This is a genomic window from Roseibium sp. AS2, from assembly GCF_038900065.1.
GTDB lineage: Bacteria > Pseudomonadota > Alphaproteobacteria > Rhizobiales > Stappiaceae > Roseibium.
The window spans coordinates 45,344-61,899 of record NZ_JBBMQN010000001.1 but is presented as its reverse complement, the minus strand read 5'-3'; the positions used below and the strand labels follow the sequence as shown (position 1 = coordinate 61,899).

The 16,556-nt window shown below is 63.5% G+C and carries 16 protein-coding genes; 10 read left to right on the top strand and 6 right to left on the bottom strand.

All coding sequences use genetic code 11. The features are described from left to right. The first annotated feature begins 55 nt into the window (after positions 1 to 55). The 4 genes from WNZ15_RS00275 to WNZ15_RS00260 are packed head-to-tail and all read left to right on the top strand — an operon-like array spanning position 56 to position 4,694. Positions 56 to 604: a TRAP transporter small permease gene (locus WNZ15_RS00275; RefSeq protein ID WP_342890924.1), complete on the top strand. Its 549-nt coding sequence runs from the start codon at positions 56 to 58 to the stop codon at positions 602 to 604. Beyond that, on the top strand, positions 604 to 1,920 hold the full coding sequence (locus WNZ15_RS00270; RefSeq protein WP_342890923.1) for a TRAP transporter large permease: 1,317 nt from the start codon (positions 604 to 606) through the stop codon (positions 1,918 to 1,920). The genes WNZ15_RS00275 and WNZ15_RS00270 overlap by 1 nt, the downstream gene beginning before the upstream one ends. Further along, entirely contained in the window at positions 1,920 to 3,173 is a 1,254-nt protein-coding gene (locus WNZ15_RS00265; RefSeq protein ID WP_342890922.1) for a malonyl-CoA decarboxylase, read from the top strand. The genes WNZ15_RS00270 and WNZ15_RS00265 overlap by 1 nt, the downstream gene beginning before the upstream one ends. A 3-nt stretch (positions 3,174 to 3,176) precedes the next feature. After that, positions 3,177 to 4,694 (top strand): malonyl-CoA synthase, encoded by a 1,518-nt coding sequence (locus WNZ15_RS00260; protein WP_342890921.1) that lies wholly within the window; start codon positions 3,177 to 3,179, stop codon positions 4,692 to 4,694. Between the two features lie 16 nt (positions 4,695 to 4,710). On the opposite strand, the gene WNZ15_RS00255 is transcribed toward WNZ15_RS00260, so the two are convergent. From WNZ15_RS00255 to WNZ15_RS00235, 5 genes are all read right to left on the bottom strand, one after another. Further along, positions 4,711 to 5,871: a cell wall hydrolase gene (locus WNZ15_RS00255; RefSeq protein WP_342890920.1), complete on the bottom strand. Its 1,161-nt coding sequence runs from the start codon at positions 5,869 to 5,871 to the stop codon at positions 4,711 to 4,713. Between the two features lie 320 nt (positions 5,872 to 6,191). Beyond that, entirely contained in the window at positions 6,192 to 7,175 is a 984-nt protein-coding gene (locus WNZ15_RS00250; RefSeq protein ID WP_342890919.1) for an NAD regulator, read from the bottom strand. Positions 7,176 to 7,186: 11 nt separating this feature from the next. Further along, positions 7,187 to 7,693, bottom strand: coding sequence for a protein-tyrosine phosphatase family protein (locus WNZ15_RS00245; RefSeq protein WP_342890918.1), 507 nt, complete (start codon positions 7,691 to 7,693; stop codon positions 7,187 to 7,189). 53 nt (positions 7,694 to 7,746) lie between these two features. Beyond that, positions 7,747 to 8,409 carry an HD family hydrolase gene (locus WNZ15_RS00240; RefSeq protein WP_342890917.1) on the bottom strand — a complete coding sequence of 221 codons (663 nt, stop codon included), beginning with the start codon at positions 8,407 to 8,409 and terminating at the stop codon, positions 7,747 to 7,749. 23 nt (positions 8,410 to 8,432) lie between these two features. Next, positions 8,433 to 9,326, bottom strand: a complete 894-nt coding sequence (locus WNZ15_RS00235) for a folate-binding protein YgfZ (protein ID WP_342890916.1) — start codon at positions 9,324 to 9,326, stop codon at positions 8,433 to 8,435. Positions 9,327 to 9,502: 176 nt separating this feature from the next. On the opposite strand from WNZ15_RS00235, the gene WNZ15_RS00230 reads away from it, so the two are divergent. From WNZ15_RS00230 to WNZ15_RS00215, 4 genes are all read left to right on the top strand, one after another. Further along, positions 9,503 to 10,834, top strand: coding sequence for a dihydroorotase (locus WNZ15_RS00230; protein WP_342890915.1), 1,332 nt, complete (start codon positions 9,503 to 9,505; stop codon positions 10,832 to 10,834). Between the two features lie 225 nt (positions 10,835 to 11,059). Beyond that, positions 11,060 to 12,277, top strand: a complete 1,218-nt coding sequence (locus tag WNZ15_RS00225; RefSeq protein ID WP_342890914.1) for a L,D-transpeptidase — start codon at positions 11,060 to 11,062, stop codon at positions 12,275 to 12,277. 565 nt (positions 12,278 to 12,842) lie between these two features. Next, the gene (locus WNZ15_RS00220) at positions 12,843 to 14,114 is read left to right on the top strand and encodes a DUF3419 family protein (RefSeq protein ID WP_342890913.1); all 1,272 of its coding nucleotides are present in this window, start codon (positions 12,843 to 12,845) and stop codon (positions 14,112 to 14,114) included. Positions 14,115 to 14,139: 25 nt separating this feature from the next. Continuing rightward, the gene (locus WNZ15_RS00215) at positions 14,140 to 14,826 is read left to right on the top strand and encodes a class I SAM-dependent methyltransferase (RefSeq protein WP_342890912.1); all 687 of its coding nucleotides are present in this window, start codon (positions 14,140 to 14,142) and stop codon (positions 14,824 to 14,826) included. A gap of 7 nt (positions 14,827 to 14,833) precedes the next feature. Here the strand turns inward: WNZ15_RS00215 and WNZ15_RS00210 are convergent, their stop codons facing one another. Beyond that, the gene (locus tag WNZ15_RS00210; RefSeq protein WP_342890911.1) at positions 14,834 to 15,421 is read right to left on the bottom strand and encodes a TetR/AcrR family transcriptional regulator; all 588 of its coding nucleotides are present in this window, start codon (positions 15,419 to 15,421) and stop codon (positions 14,834 to 14,836) included. A gap of 108 nt (positions 15,422 to 15,529) precedes the next feature. Here WNZ15_RS00210 and WNZ15_RS00205 point away from each other — a divergent pair, with 108 nt between their 5' ends. Together WNZ15_RS00205 and WNZ15_RS00200 are read left to right on the top strand one after the other, a co-directional pair. Next, positions 15,530 to 16,222 (top strand): PspA/IM30 family protein, encoded by a 693-nt coding sequence (locus tag WNZ15_RS00205; RefSeq protein ID WP_342890910.1) that lies wholly within the window; start codon positions 15,530 to 15,532, stop codon positions 16,220 to 16,222. Positions 16,223 to 16,247: 25 nt separating this feature from the next. Then, complete coding sequence (locus WNZ15_RS00200; protein ID WP_342890909.1) at positions 16,248 to 16,529, top strand: YiaA/YiaB family inner membrane protein; 282 nt, start codon at positions 16,248 to 16,250, stop codon at positions 16,527 to 16,529. The last annotated feature ends 27 nt before the right edge of the window (positions 16,530 to 16,556 follow it).

Genomic DNA, 16,556 nt, shown 5'->3' with positions numbered 1-16,556 from the left:
GGGCGGCCACCTGCCGCCCCGGATACGTTTCAAAGCCTTTTTGAAGGAGTGACCCATGGCGGGCCACAGTTCGGCAGCCGTCGCGCATGCCGGTAACAATCCCTTTTTGCGCGCCGTTGCCGCCGTGTCGACGCTGGCAGGCTGGTGTTCCGCACTGATGATCGTGATCGCGGTTGCCATCACCTGTCAGATGATCTTCGTGCGATTCGTGCTGAACGGCTCGACGATCTGGCAGACGGAGGCCGTGATCTATCTCGTTATCGCCGCTACCCTTGTCGGACTGCCCTATGTCCAGCGTCTGCGCGGACATGTGAATGTCGACCTGTTTCCGTTGTGGCTGTCGCCCCGCCCGAGGTGGGTGCTGGCCTGTATCACGCTGTCCACGTCGATCGTCATCGTCGCGATCATGCTCTTTTACGGTTTTGAATACTGGCACTTCGCCTGGGCCCGCGGCTGGACGTCGGACACGGTCTGGGGCGTCCGGCTCTGGATTCCGTATCTGTCGATCCCTGTCGGCTTCGGCCTGCTTCTGCTGCAACTGGTTGCCGATCTCGCTGCCGTGATTCTCGGCGTCGACAAACCCTTTGGTCTGGAGGACGCCTGATGGATCCGCTGCTGCTCGGTATACTTGTCGCCGTTGCGACCATTCTGATTCTTTTCTCCGGCGTATCGGTCGCGATCGGCCTGCTGATCGTTTCCGCCGGGTTCCTGATCCTGTTCGACGGCGCGCGCTCGCTGGAACTGATGCCGGAGATCCTGTTCGGGAAACTCGACAATTTCGCCCTCCTGTCGATTCCCATGTTCATTATCATGGGCGCCTCGATCGCCTCGACCCGCGCCGGCGCGGATCTCTACGAGGCCCTCGAGCGCTGGCTGACGCGCATCCCGGGCGGACTGGTCGTCTCCAATCTCGGTGCCTGCGCCCTGTTTGCCGCGATGTCCGGCTCGTCGCCCGCGACCTGCGCCGCCATCGGCAAGATGGGGATCCCGGAGATGCGCAAGCGCGGTTATCCGGACGGCGTCGCGGCCGGTTCGATCGCGGCCGGCGGAACGCTCGGCATCCTGATCCCGCCGTCGGTCACCATGATCGTCTACGGCATCTCCACCGAGACATCGATCGGACGCCTGTTCCTGGCCGGTGTCTTTCCGGGCCTGATGCTGCTGTCCCTGTTCATGGCCTGGTCGCTTTATTCGACCTGGCGCAGCGGCAACGCCAGCGTTCTGAGCGCAGGAAGTTACTCCTGGCGGGAGAAATTCGAGATCCTGCCGAGGGTGCTGCCCTTCATGGCCATCATTCTCGGTGTCCTCTACGCCATGTATGGCGGTGTTGCGACCCCGTCGGAAACAGCCGCCGTCGGCGCGCTGCTCTGCCTGCTGATTGCGGTCATCATCTACAAGCTCTGGCATCCGAAGGCGCTCTGGGTGGTCCTGAGGGACAGCACCAAGGAAAGCGTGATGATCCTGTTCATCATCGCGGCGGCGGGCGTCTTCTCCTACATGCTGTCGTCCCTGTTCATCACCCAGGCAATCGCGGAATGGATCGGCACGCTGGATGTCAACCGGTGGCTGCTGATGGGGGTCGTCAACGTGTTCCTGCTGATCGCCGGCTTTTTCCTGCCGCCGGTCGCCGTTATCCTGATGGCCGCACCGATCCTGCTGCCGATCATCATGACGGCCGGTTTCGATCCTATCTGGTTCGCGGTCGTGCTGACCATCAACATGGAAATCGGGCTCATTTCACCGCCGGTGGGGCTTAATCTCTACGTGATCAACGGCATCGCTCCGGACATCTCGCTGAAGACCATCCTGACCGGCTCGTTGCCCTTCGTGGCATGCATGGTGGTCGCCATCATTCTGCTCTGCCTGTTTCCGGAACTGGCCACATGGCTGCCGGACGCCGTGATGGGAGAACGCCGATAATGTTCCTGGCCGACCTGCTTACCACCGTCTTCGAACGCAGGTACCGTTCGAGGAGTGCGGACAAACCGGACGACAGGCGGATCGAAGCCCTGGTCGACGACCTGATCGGGGCGACCGGAGAGGTCTCCGGGGTCTCGATGGCAAGGCAGATACTCGGCCGTTACGCCGCGATGACGGACGACGACAAGCGCGGGTTTTTTCATCATCTCGCGAAAGAACTGTCCGTTTCCGCACCGAATGTCCGGGCCGCGCTGGAGCTTTACGAAAACGGCCAGTCGAAAGCGAGCTACCGTGCATTCCTGGAGGCCGTCGAACCACCGCGCCAGGAACTGATCCGCAGACTCAACCAGGTGCCGGATGCGACCCGGTTCCTGGTGAGAATGCGCGAGGACCTGCTGCGCCTGAGCCCGGGAGACGACGCGTTGCAGGCGCTCGACCTCGATTTCCGGCACCTGTTTTCAAGCTGGTTCAACCGGGGCTTTCTGGTCCTACGGCACATCAACTGGGACAGCCCGGCGCAGCTTCTTGAAAAGATCGCTGCTTACGAGGCCGTACACGAAATCGACGGCTGGGACGATCTCAGAAGGCGTCTTGCGCCGGCGGACCGGCGCTGCTTCGCGTTTCTCCATCCCGCGATGCCGGATGAGCCGCTGATTTTCGTCGAAGTCGCGTTGACGCGGGGCGTTCCCGGGTCGGTTCAGGACCTGCTGGCGGAGAACCGCACGGTGCTCGATGCCGATACGGCCGACACGGCCGTCTTTTATTCCATCTCCAATTGCCAGGAGGGCCTGGCGGGAATTTCTTTCGGAAATTCGCTCATCAAGCAGGTTGCCGCGGATCTGGCCCTCGAATTGCCCGGCTTGAAGACCTTCGTCACCCTGTCTCCGATCCCGGGCCTCGTTCGCTGGTTTGAAGCCGAGGGCCTCGCGGTCGATGCCGACAACGAAGAAGGCCTGCGCCAGCAGGCGGCACGCTATCTGGTGACGGCCAAGCGCAAGGACGGCCTGCCGCTGGATGCCGTTGCCAGGTTCCATCTCGGCAATGGCGCACTGGTGCATCAGGTCCATGCCGGTGCCGATCTGTCCGGCAAGGGCGTGCGCCAGTCCGCCGGCGTGATGGTGAACTATCTCTACGATCTGAACAGCGTGACGCAGAACCATGAACGTTTTGCCGCCTCGCGAACCGTCGCCGCCTCCGCGGACATACGGTCGCTGTGCGCGGCCGCGAACGAAGCAGTCGCCCCAGGAGCCTGAACGATGACCAATCCACTCTACGACCAGCTGTTCGGAAAGCACGCGGGCAAACAGACGCCCTTCCTGCTTTTCAGGGATGGCACCGTTCTGACCCACGCCGCCTTTCTGGAACAGGCGGCCAGGTTCGCGCATGTCCTGACCGAAGGTGGTCTGAAGCCGGGCGACCGTGTCGCCGTTCAGGTGCACAAATCCGCGGAAGCCCTTGCGCTCTACGCGGCATGCGTTCAGGCAGGCATCGTGTTTCTGCCGCTCAACACGGCCTATACCGTTGATGAACTGGATTATTTCATCGACAACAGCGGCGCCCGGATCGTCATTTGCGATGACGGCAGCAAGACACTTCTGCAGCCGGTCGCCGATCGTCTCGGTGCGGGTGTCGAAACGTTGAATGCCGACGGCTCCGGCTCCTTGAGCGACCGGTCCGCCGCCATGCCGGCGCACTATCCGACCGTGGAACGGTCAGCGGATGATCTCGCAGCCTTTCTTTATACTTCCGGTACGACGGGACGGTCCAAAGGCGCGATGCTGACCCAGGACAACCTGCTGTCGAACGCGGCGACGCTGGCAGATCTCTGGCGGTTCACCGCCGAAGACGTCCTGCTGCATGCCCTGCCGATCTTCCACACCCACGGGCTGTTCGTGGCCACCAACGTGACCCTGATCGCCGGCGGGTCGATGATCTTCCTGCCGAAATTCGACCAGGACGCGGTCATCGACCTGTTGCCGAAGGCCACGGCGATGATGGGCGTGCCGACCTTCTACACCAGGCTCTTGGGGGACGAGCGTTTCAACCGCGAGCTGACCGGGCACATGCGCCTGTTCGTGTCGGGCAGTGCGCCCCTTCTGGCCGAAACCCACAAGGATTTCGAAGACCGCACCGGTCACCGCATCCTGGAGCGCTACGGCATGACCGAAACCAACATGAACACGTCCAACCCCTATGACGGCGAACGCAAGGCCGGGACCGTGGGCCCGCCGCTTCCCGGTGTCGAGCTGATCATCACCGATCCCGATACGGCTCTGGAGCTGCCGCATGGCGACATCGGCCAGATCGAGGTCCGCGGTCCGAACGTGTTCAAGGGTTACTGGCAGATGCCGGAGAAAACGGCAGCCGAATTACGCGACAATGGCTTCTTCATCACCGGGGATCTCGGCAGGATCGACGAGGACGGCTATGTCCAGATCGTCGGCCGCAACAAGGACCTGATCATATCCGGCGGCTACAACATCTATCCCAAGGAGATCGAACTCCTGCTGGATGAACAGCCCGGCGTCCTGGAAAGCGCCGTGATTGGCGTGCCCCATGCCGATTTTGGTGAAACCGTGCTGGGCGTCATCGTTCCAAGGCCGGGAGAAACACCCGATCCGGAGCAGATCCTTCAGGTGGCGGGCGCCTCGCTGGCCCGCTTCAAGCATCCCAGAAAGCTCGTCATCGTCGACAGCCTGCCGCGCAACACCATGGGCAAGGTGCAGAAGAACCTTCTGCGCGACGCGTTCAAGGACACGTTTGCGGCCGGGTGAGGGCCGCAAACGTCACCTAGTTCCAGCCGCCCGCGTAGGTCTTGTAGAAGATGTGCAGGCCGACCTGGCCGCGTTTGGCCATGGATTTGGCCCACCGCGGATTGACATAGGTCGCGTGGTAATGGGTCGAGGCGTCGACCATCTTGGAATAGCGCTTGCCGTCAAGGACTTCCCTGGCCAGCTTCTGGGCGGTCTTCCAGGCCACCGGGCTGGCGATCCGATCCTTGATGCCGTCGCAGGCAAAGGAGAACTGGCAGCGGTTGCGCTTGTGGCGGTTCTGGTAGACGACACCGCAGATGGTGTCCGGATAGGCCGGGTTCTTGACCCGGTTCAGGACCACCTGGGCCACGGCCTCCTGGCCGTCCTCGGTTTCGCCGCGGGCCTCGAAATAGATCGCTTCCGCCAGGCAGCGCTGTTCCTTCTTCTCGCCGACCGACAGGGGCAGAGGCTTCTGGGCCCACCAGTGCGGGTTGTCTGGATCCTCCGGCGGCGGCAGTTCCTGTTCGTATTTGGCCGCGCCGAAGAGTGCGTCGAAGGGCTCCTTGGTTTCCCTGACGCTGTCCGGCGCATAGGCCGACACGAGCGAGAAGCTGGCGGCAGCGGCATTGCGCGCCATCATCACTTTCTGAAGGTCGATCGGACCGCCTTCCAGCAGGCCGTCCCTGCCGGCCCTGGCAAGGCGCCTTGTTTCCTTGGCATCGAGCGGCTGCGCCTTGACGAAGGCGACACGGGGCAGGTCTTCGTGCTTCTTCTCCGTGGAGATCAGGCTCGTCATCAGGTAAAGGTTGCCGGAGGCGCGGTCGACCATGTGCCGGTCCGGAGCCATCGTGATCCGGCGGTCGCCCTTGGCGCCCTTGTTGGTGGCAATCTCGTCCGGAATGACGGTCGGGCGCGAGCTCGTCGCGACATCCGCCAGTCCGACGACAGCCCTGGTCTCGAAGTCCTTGTCCGCGGACGTCAGCGTGAGCACCGGAGCACTGGTATGATCCGGAACCGGTGTCGACCCGAGAGCCAGGTTGGGGGCCAGTTTCGAGGTGTAGTTCGCCGGCTCGAGCGCCATCATCCAGCGCGGCGTCTCATGGTCGCGCGCATTGACGAGAGCGAAGATATCCTGGTTGCCTGCGGTTCCGCCGAGACCGAACCAGGCGAGCGGACAGGCAATCAGAAGATTGCGCATCCGGCGCCTGCGCGCGCGGACCGGGCCGTATTTCGGAGACATGCTAGAAGAAAACCGCTTTTTATTGCGGGACATAGGGCCAGACATACGCAGCCAACTCCAACTCGGTACACATCATCCCGAATACGCCGGGTGATCAGTGCTAACGTCGTGTGAACAGCGACGCAGGAATTCAAGATGTGCGCTTAACCTTGAAAGAGCGTTAATGCGGGACAAAATCGCGGAATTTCGCGGCCGGTTTCGCCGAAATACGCCCCGTAATGGTTAATAGTGCGAAGGTGTCGGGTGCAATTTCAGGGCCATGCGGATAGCCGGGCGGCTCAGCGGCCGCCGACCCGCAGTCCGGGAGCGGGCCGTTCGCTCATCAGCTGATGGCGGAAGCGGAACAGCGCCGCCGGGCGGCCGCCGGTGGCGGTGGAGGTTGCACCGGTCGGTTCGACGAGATCGGCGTTTTCCACCAGACGGCGGAAATTCTGCTTGTGCAGATGGCGCCCGGAGATCGCCTCGACCGAGGTCTGCAACTCCGTCAGGGTGAAGGCTTCCGGCATCAGTTCGAAGATCACCGGCCGGTATTTCAGTTTGCCCCTGAGGCGGGAAATCGCGGTCGCCAGAACGCGGCGGTGATCGAACCGCATCGGCGCACCGAGCGCCGGCAGCGCACCGCGCTCCAGCGCCGCGCGCCTTCCGTCTGTGCGCGCTTCCGCCCCCAGGCCCGCCTCGTAGAGCAGCTCGTATCGCTCAAGGGCCCGTTCCTCGTCCCAGCCGGTGGCGCCGGTTCCGAACGCCAGGTGGATGCGCTCCCGCCGGCTGAGCGCCCGGGGCGGTTCTCCGTCCGGGGGCGGTTCCTTGGCCCAGGCGTCGAGCGCGGGCAGGATGTCCCGGTCCAGAACGCCGGGCCGGCCGGCCCGCCAGTCTTCCCAGGGGAAATAGTCGTACCAGGAGCGCCAGGCCGAGTTGTGCCGGGCAAGCATGCTTTCCGAGCCCGCAGTCTGCCGGGTGAGCGCCAGATAGCCGACAGAGACCACATGCGGGCCTTCGTCTCCCGTGACCCTGTGCCGTCCGCGGTCTCCGAACGTATAGAGCTGTTCCACGTAGCCGAGCCGCAGGGCAGTCTGGTTCTCCACCCATGTGCGCAGGCCGATTTCAAACGTGCGGTGCCGGATCGGATCGAACGGACCGAAGGGCAGGCTGTCCAGCGCCGTCTCTCCGGCGTCATTCACATGAACGATCTGCGGCAGGCCTTCGGCAACCGACACGACGACGGCGTTCAATCCGATTTCGATACTGGCTTGCCGGTGGGGCATGGCGGCTCCGGTCAGTCGATGGGCATGACGAAGGGGGTGCCTTCAAAGGCATTGGCGCCGCGGCCGATGCCGCGCACCGCATCAATCATGCGTCCCTCGCGGCCAAGCAGCTTGTCTCCCATGGCGACGATGCGGCCATTCGGCGTCGCGGACGGCGCGCGTTCCCGCAACAGCGCCGCGAGCCGGTACTCGTCCGCAGCCGGGTTCAGCGCGCAGGCGGCAACATAGGCGCCGGCCGTGGAGCGGCTGATGCCCGCCCAGCAGTGGATCACCAGGGGCGCCTGCCGGTCCCAGGAGGCGATGAAGTCCAGAAACGCCACCACATGCTGTTCACTGGCCGGAACGAGTCCGGCAACCGGGTCGACAATGTCGTTGAAGGCCAGGAACAGATGCCGGTCCGGCGGGATGCCCTGCGGTGTCGGCACGCTCATTTCCGCATTGATCAGCGTGACCAGGGATCTTGCGCCGGTGGCGGCGACCGTCTCGGGCAGTTTGGACAGGGAACAGACGTGCAGCATGACAGGACCGGGTTATATCTCTGAAGGTAAACTAGGACTGTTTGCGGCTGAGGTCACCCGTTTCCATGCGGGCTTTTCCGTTTGTTCCCCGTTTCGCGCAGCGTGTCGATCAGCTCGAAGCGCTCCATGAACTTTTTCTGGGCGATCTTGACCGGCAAGGGCTCCAGTCCGTAGCGCAGCTTGCCGTCGCTGTTGAGGGGAAAGCCGCGGGGCCGTCCGAAGATCCGCGCCGCTTCCCCGTCCTCGAAACCGGCCAGCTCGACCGCCTCGAAATAGGCGCAGATGATGTCCGCGCGCTTGGCCAGTTTCTTGACGCTCAGGGGGATTTCCGCGGGCAGGCCGAAGCGCAGATGGATCGCGCCCTGGAGGCGGGACTCCACCGCCTTGTAGGCTTCGCCGATCACCGCCTTGAATGGCGAGATCATGTCGCCGATGACATATTCGGGCGCGTCGTGCAGCAGCACCGCCAGGCGCCAGTGCGGCGGCAGGTCAGGCTTCAGCATCAAGGCGATGTCTTCCACGATCATGGAGTGTTCGGCGACCGAGAAGGCATGATCGCCGAAGGTCTGGCCGTTCCAGCGCGCCACCCGTGCAAGCCCGTGGGCGATGTCGGTGAGCTCGACATCAAGCGGCGAGGGGTCCAGCAGGTTGAGGCGTCTTCCGGACAACATGCGCTGCCAGGCACGGGGCGGCTGGTCGGAACGGGCGGCGGGCATCGGACCTCGAACGGCTTTCGGTTTTAGTCCGCGGTGCCGGTCTCCGGCCAGCTGAAGCCGGCCCAGTCGGGCAGCCTGACCTGGATCTCCACGCCACCGCAGTCAAGAAGGGTGCCGTTTTCCTTGGCCAGCGCGACCTTGTCAAGGCGGACGAGCGCAAGTCCGGCGAAAGTGTCGCCGCCGGGCGCCGACGACCCGAGGACACCGACCGACTTGCCGCCGGCCGTGATGTCCGTGCCTTTGGCTGGGAGGGCCGCCGCGCCTTCGACCTGCACGAAGCGCTTGCGCGCGGTGCCGCGGTGGTGGACGCGCGAGACCACTTCCTGGCCGACATAGCAGCCCTTGGCAAAAGAGACACCGCCAAGCTGGTCGAGATCGGCGTCATGGGGGAAGATGTCCGAATAGTCGTAGTCGCAAAGACCTTCCGGAACGCCGAGGCGGATCCTGTGGGCGTGATAGGCGGCAAGTCCGGCGTCTTCGCCTCCAAGGATGGCCGCCAGGTCGGCCACCGCACCCGTCAGACGCTGACCCATGGCATCAAGGCGCGGATCGGTGACGGATGTCAGGGGCCCGCTCGCCGCCGCCATGGGGCCGCCCCAGACGGCAACAACACCGATGCCATCTTCACACATCTCCAGTTCGACCTTGGCCCTGAGCCGGTAGAATGTCAGCCGCTTCAGCAGGTCCGGCGCAGCAACGGCCGGCGCGTCCAGCAGATAGCCGCCGTCCACCTTGTAGACCAGGAAATCGAACAGGATCTTGCCCTGTGGTGTCAGCAGGGCCGCCGCCGTCGCACCACCGGGTTCAAGCCCGTCGATATCAGCCGTCACCAGGTTCTGCAGAAAGTGTTGAGCCTCGGGTCCGCCGGCGCGGATCAGCGCACGGTCGGTCAGGTGGGCGAAGGACGGTGACGGCACGGGGAGCTCCTTGCTCGGTGATCGCACGGACGGGTTTCCTGACAGCGACATAGGCTTTCCGGGGAGCGCGGACAAGGCTTCGAAACCGCTGTGGCATCTGGTTCTTTGCGGCGGGGCCGCGTATAAGCCCATCGAAACCGACACGACCTGATTGCAAATTGAGCCGGAGGTGCCCCATGAGCGCGACCTATGACCTGATCCTGAAAGGCGGAACCGTTGTCAACCAGGACGGCGAGGGACTGCGGGACGTTGCCGTCCGGGACGGAAGGATCGCCGAAATCGGCGCTTTCGATGCCTCGCAGGCAGGCGAAGTGATCGATTGTACCGGGCTTCATGTGCTGCCCGGCGTCATGGACACGCAGGTGCATTTCCGCGAGCCGGGGCTCGACCACAAGGAAGATCTGGAATCGGGTTCGCGCGCAGCTGCGATGGGCGGGGTGACCGCCGTCTTCGAAATGCCGAACACCAATCCGCTGACCACCTCCGAGGCAGCGCTCGCCGACAAGGTCAGGCGCGGCCATCACCGCATGCATTGCGACTTCGCCTTCTGGGTCGGCGGCACGCGCGATAACGTCAAGGACATTCCGGAGCTGGAACGGCTGCCGGCCGCCGCCGGGATCAAGGTGTTCATGGGCTCGTCCACCGGTGATCTTCTGGTTGAGGACGACCAGGGCGTGCGCGAGATCCTGTCCGCCACCCGCCGCCGGGCGGCGTTTCATTCCGAGGATGAATTCAGGTTGCGTGAGCGTATGGGCGAACGGATCGAGGGCGACCCGCGGTCCCATCCGGTCTGGCGCGACGAGATCGCGGCGCTTCAGTGCACGCAGCGGCTGGTTGGAATTGCCCGGGAAACCGGCGCCAAGATCCACATCCTGCATCTGTCGACCGCCGAGGAAGTCGACTTCCTGATCGATCACAAGGATGTCGCCTCCATCGAGGTGACCCCGCATCACCTGACCCTGACCGACGAGGCCTATCAACGGCTCGGCACCCTGGTTCAGATGAACCCGCCGGTGCGCGCTCCGCGCCATTCCGAGCGGCTCTGGTGGGGGCTTCAGCAGGGCATCCTCGATATCTTCGGTTCCGATCATGCGCCGCATCTTCTGGAGGAAAAGCGGAAACCGTATCCGGCCTCGCCCTCCGGCATGACCGGTGTGCAGACGCTGGTGCCGGTCATGCTCGACCACGTCAATGCCGGCCGGCTCTCCCTGGCGCGCTTCGTCGACATGACCAGCGCCGGGCCGGCGCGCCTGTTCCAGACCGCCAGAAAGGGCCGGATCGCGGTCGGCTACGATGCCGATTTCACCGTGGTCGACCTGAAGCGCAAGCAGACCATCCGCAACGAGTGGATCGCCTCCAAATGCGGCTGGAGCCCCTATGACGGCAAGGAGGTCACGGGCTGGCCGGTCGGGACCCTCGTCAGGGGACAGCAGGTCATGTGGGAAGGGGAGCTGGCGACGCCGTCGCGCGGCGAGGCGGTTCTGTTTCAGGACAGCCTGAGAGGCTGAGATATCCGTGAAACGGGAACGTGCCGCGCTCAGGTCAACGCATCGGCAGGTGCCCAACTGGACAAAATGTGATGTGAATAACAGCCGAAAGCTGGGTAATGTGCGATTTCTCGGTGAAACGATGAAGGAAACCAATGGGTAACCGTGTTTCCTAACCGGATTTACATAGGTATTGTCTAGAGTTTGAAGAGAGCTTTATGGGTTTTTGCGTAGGGGAGCTCAAGGATGTTGTCAGTAAGTTTTAATAGCAGGCGCTCGCTGCTGGGTCTCGCCGGAGCTGCCGTTTTGTCGTTCACCACTCTGTCTGGGGCCGTTGCCCGCGACAGCGGGGCGGAGGCTGCGGAAATTCCGGCGACTGAATCGCCACTTCATATGCTGATCTCGCTGAACGAACAGCAGATCAAGGTTTTTCGTGGTACCGATCTGATCGAGACCTCACCGATCTCCTCCGGCATGCGTGGCCACAGCACCCCGACAGGGGTCTTCTCCATTCTGGAAAAGCGCCGCAAGCACTTTTCCAATCTCTACAACAATGCGCCGATGCCGTTCATGCAGCGGTTGACCTGGTCGGGCATCGCCCTGCATGTCGGCAAGCTGCCTGGCAGGCCGGCCTCCCACGGCTGCATCCGCCTGCCGCGCGACTTCGCCAAGTCGCTCTACGGCATGACGGACCGCGGCATGCATGTGGTCATCACCAGGGACGGAACCGCCCCGGTCGGTGTGCGCCACGCGGTGTTGCCGCAGCCCTATGCGCCCGAGACCGAAGTCGCCAGCCTGTCCCGCGAGACCATAGCCGCCGACGCGGCGCTGCGCGGTGCGATCCATGAGGCCGCGCTGCAATCCAATGTGCCGAACGTGCTTCTGGAAAATCCTCATTTCGACCAGCCGCTGCGCATGATCATCACGCCGCAGCAGGCACCGAACCGGGTGAAGGTGCAGCAGCGCCTGCTCAACCAGATGGGCTTCAACGCGGGCCCGGTCGACGGTGTCGCCGGCCGCAAGACCCGCGCCGCGATCAGCCTCTATCAGGAAGGCGCCGATCTGCCGGTAACCGGCAGGATGACCGACGCTCTGGAGGCCCGCATCCACGCGGATGCCGGCTACGAGGAGCCGCAGAACGCGGTGCTGCGCATCCGCCGCAAGTTCCGCGACATCTATTCCGCGCCGGTCACCATCAACGACATGCACCGGGACATCGGCACCCATGTCTTCACCGCACTTGATTTCCAGCAGGGCGACAATGCCGTCGACTGGATCGCCGTTTCCGCCGAAGGCGAACGCGGCGGCGCACCGGCTGATGTCCTCGACCGGATCGAGATGCCGGAGGCGGTTGCCCTGGAAGTCTCCAGGATGCTGACCCCGGGCACGTCCCTGACGGTCACCGACCGCAGCTTCAAGCGCAACACCGGCCTCGGCACCGACTTCGTGGTGATCACCCGCTAAGGCGGGGCGCCTACGGCCATGGACCGGCCTGACGCCCCCGCTCCGGCGGGGGCGTCAGGCCGGATACGTCCTTCCCCTTGGGGTGTCACCAACTCTGTTTTCCTGATGGGGCCGACAAGGGTCAGCGGGACCTTCGTCGGAATTTCGGCAGGGCCGCTTGTTGACCCTCTCCCCCGCAAGGGGGGAGAGAGGCGTAAGCGGCAGGGTTCCTCTTGTCCCAACCGCGCTCCGGCAGACCAACCCCATCATGACGCATGATGAGACAAACAATGCCGGCCAAGCGGAACGCGCGCCGGGATCGGGCAGCCGCAAGCCCTTGCCGGGATGCCTATATCAGTTCGACAGAGTCCGGCTCAGCGGTTCCGGATCTTCACCGCGCCCCTCCGGGAAGACGAACTGCAGACCGGGAGGACGAACCGCAGGTTTTCCGGCGGTCTTGAGCTCCGGTTCATCGACCGATTTATTATCCGGATAAAGACGCATTTCCCCCGGAACGTCACCAAACTGTCGTGTCACTCACGTATCGGAAGGCAGTTTATTCGCGCAGGTGACACGGGAGAACATGATGGCTCAGAGCACGCTGACGGCTTCGAAAAAACGCTTGAAAAATGCGGTTCACCGCTCCGAGGCAGCCTCTCGTGAAGGTATTCTGGAGCGGCTCTTCACATTCGCCTTCAAGGGTCTCGTCTATCCGCAGATCTGGGAAGATCCGGACGTCGACATGAAGGCGCTGCGCCTGACACCGCAATCCCGGATGATTGCCATCGCATCCGGCGGCTGCAACGTGATGTCCTATCTGACCGCCAACCCGGCCGAAATCACTGCCGTGGACCTGAACCGGGCCCATGTGGCGCTGGGCCGGCTGAAACTGGCGGCGGCCAGGAACTTCCCGAACTACGAGACCTTCTACCGGTTTTTCGGCGAAGCCGACGAAAAGGCCAATGTGGCCGCCTATGAGCGCTTCCTGAAGGACGATCTCGATGCGGAAACGGTGGCCTACTGGGAAGGCCGCGATGTCGCCAACTGGGGCCGCAAACGCATCACGCTGTTTTCCCGCGACCTCTATCACCACGGCTTGTTGGGGTATTGCATCGGCGCCGGCCATCTGATTGCCCGGCTCTACGGCATCGACCCGAAGCACATGGTCAAGGCCGGCTCGCTCGAGGAGCAGCGCACCTTCTTCGATACGGCGCTGGCCCCCCTGTTCGACAAGCGGCTCGTGCGCTGGGCAACCTCCAAGAAGATGTCGCTCTATGGCCTCGGCATTCCGCCCGCGCAATATGACGCGCTGGTCTCCGCCAATGCGGAGGGCGACATGTCGGCGGTGCTGCGCCAGCGGCTGGAAAAACTGGCCTGCGACTTCTCCATGAAGGACAATTATTTCGCCTGGCAGGCCTTCGGGCGCGGCTATGCGCCCGGCGGGGATGGGACAGGTGGGTCCACCGGAGAATCCGGCCCGTTGCCGCCGTACCTGAAGCGGGCGCATTTCGAGGACATCCGCGAACGCGCCGGGCGCGTCCGCGTGCTCAACCGGAACTTCACCGAGCACTTGCAGTCGGTGGCCGACGACACGCTCGACGCCTATGTGCTGCTCGATGCCCAGGACTGGATGACCGATCACCAGCTCAACGCGCTGTGGAGCGAGATCACCCGGACCGCGCGCCCCGGCGCCCGTGTCGTCTTCCGCACGGCCGCCGAACCGACCCTGCTGCCGGGCCGCGTCGCCGACGAAATTCTCGATCTCTGGACCTACGAGGAAGCAGAAAGCCTGGAACTCGGCCGGCAGGACCGCTCCTCCATCTATGGCGGTTTCCACCTTTATGTCTTCAACGGCTGACAGCAGGCGACAAGCGGATACCAGGATGAGAGAAGCTGCCGAAACCGCCCGGCTGATGGACGGGGTCTATCGCCGCCAGCGCCACTTTTACGACCTGACCCGCAAATACTATCTGCTCGGCCGGGATCTCCTGATCGACGAGTTGCAGCCGCCCGACGGCGGCGCGGTCCTGGAACTGGGCTGTGGTACCGGCCGCAACCTGATCGCTGCCGCCAGACGGTATCCGGACGCCCGTTTCTACGGCCTCGACATATCCCGGCAAATGCTCGAGACGGCGCGAACCAACATCGACAAGGCCCGCTTGAGCGACCGGATCACTTTGATCGAGGGCGACGCCGCCAATCCGGCGGCAACCGAGCGTCTGGGTGTCCCTGCCTTCGACCGGGTGTTTTATTCCTACACGCTCTCCATGATCCCGATCTGGCGCGAGGCGCTGGCCGCAGGCGCGGCCCGCCTCAAGGACGGCGGTTGCATCCACGTGGTCGATTTCGGCCAGCAGGAGGGCCTTCCCGGCTGGTTTCGCAATCTGCTCTTCGCCTGGCTGAAGTCCTTCCACGTGACCCCGCGGGCGGAGCTGGAAGCCGAACTGCAGAATCTGGCGCAAAAGACGGGGACCGACCTGACGGTCCGTCCTCTCTACCGGGGCTACGCGGAGTATGCGGAGCTGCGCAAGGCGGAGGCCGCGGGACAGGACGGCGCGGGGCGCCGATGATGCCGGGTCATGAACACAGCCGTTCGACGACGAAATCCATCTCCGAGTGAAGCTGTTCGTCCTCCAGGGCAACGAAACGCCCTTCCAGAGCGATGGAAACGAGGCCGTGCATGGCCCCGAAGCAGGTGCGTGTCCGCACGGCGAGGCCAGCCTCGTCCAGGCCCGGCGCAAGTTCTGCGAGCGCATCGGCAATCAGGGACAACAGACGAATGTTTTCCAGCTGGTGTTCTTCCGGCATTTCACGCCGGTCCGGCAACTGGTGCGCGAACAGGCCGCGCCAGGCATTCGTATCCGCCGCCGCATAGTCCAGATATGTCCGCGCAAGAACCTTGAGACGGGTCAGGGGATCGCAGATCCCCGCGCTCGCTTCGGTCAATGCCGTCCGGATCTTCGAGAGTGTCCGCGAATTCACGGCGATGATCAGCTCGTCCCGGTCCGAAAAATGCTTGTAGACAGAGCCTACGGAACAGCCGGCCCTGGAGGCGACTTCCCGGATCTGGACCGCATCTATCCCGTTCTCCGTCATGACGGTCGCCGCGGCCTCAAGCACGCGCCGCCGGGTTTCCTCGCTTTTCGTCTTCTGCAGGCCCGGCATTAACCTGTTCCTTTTTTGAAATTGAACAGTGTTCACTTTTTTCTTGACCATGCCGGTCAAATGTGGCTTTGTCAAATAGTGAACGCTGTTCATTTTTCTGGAGGACGCATGATCAACAGATTTGTATCCACATTCAAGGGCCTCTTCGCGGAAGGCGACGGCGGGCTGGAGGCGCGTACCGATCTCGCACTCCTGTCGGGCCAGTTGCGGGAAGCAGGAGGCGCGGTGCGTCAGGCCCGGCTCGCACTGGCGCTTGCTTCCGCCCAGCACCAACAGGACCGGAACCGCAGGAACCGGATCGACCGGACTCTGCTGGACCTCGAGGACCGGACCCGAACTGCGCTCGTTCAGGGCCGGGACGGGTTTGCCCGGGAAGGGGCGGAGGCGATCGCGGTTCTTGAAGACGAGCGGGAGGCGCTCGACCGCTCGGTCCGCAGTTCCGAACCCGATCTCGCGGCCTTGAGGCAAAACCTGCACCGGACAGAAGCGCGTCTGCGGGATCTCGAACGTGGCCGCAATGTCGCCCATGTGCGGGCCCGCATCAGCGCGGCCGGATCCGCGACGGCTGACCCGGCGCCCCTGTACCAGGCGGAAGAAACGCTGGAGCGCATCAACACCAGACAGGAACGCGGCGTCCTTGCCGATCAGGCGCTCGCGGCCCTCTCGGTCATCGACCGGCCCGGGGATCTGATCGAACGCCTGGCCGACGCCGGATGCGGTTCTCCGGCTTCCAGTTCCGCCGATGCCGTTCTTGAGCGCCTGCGGGCAACCTCCACTCAAGCTGTTGAAATGAAAAAATAACTCACACAAGGAAAGGTCAGATACCATGCAGGAAGAGCAGATCAAACATTCGAACAACTGGACCCTGTTCACGATCGTGAGCTTCGCCGTTGCTGCCGGCATGATGGCCATCGGGATCTACAATCTCGAAGCCAGTTTCTCGGCCAAGGGGTTCTACACCATGGCCGCGATCATGCTTGTGCACACGTCGGTGACACTGACGAAAACGCTGCGTGACCGCGACGAGGTGACCAAGCTCCACAACCGGATCGAGGAAGCCAGGACCGAAAAGCTGTTGATGGAAGTCGGCAAACCCGGCGTGTCCTGACGCCAGAGACGAGGGGCCGGACCATCC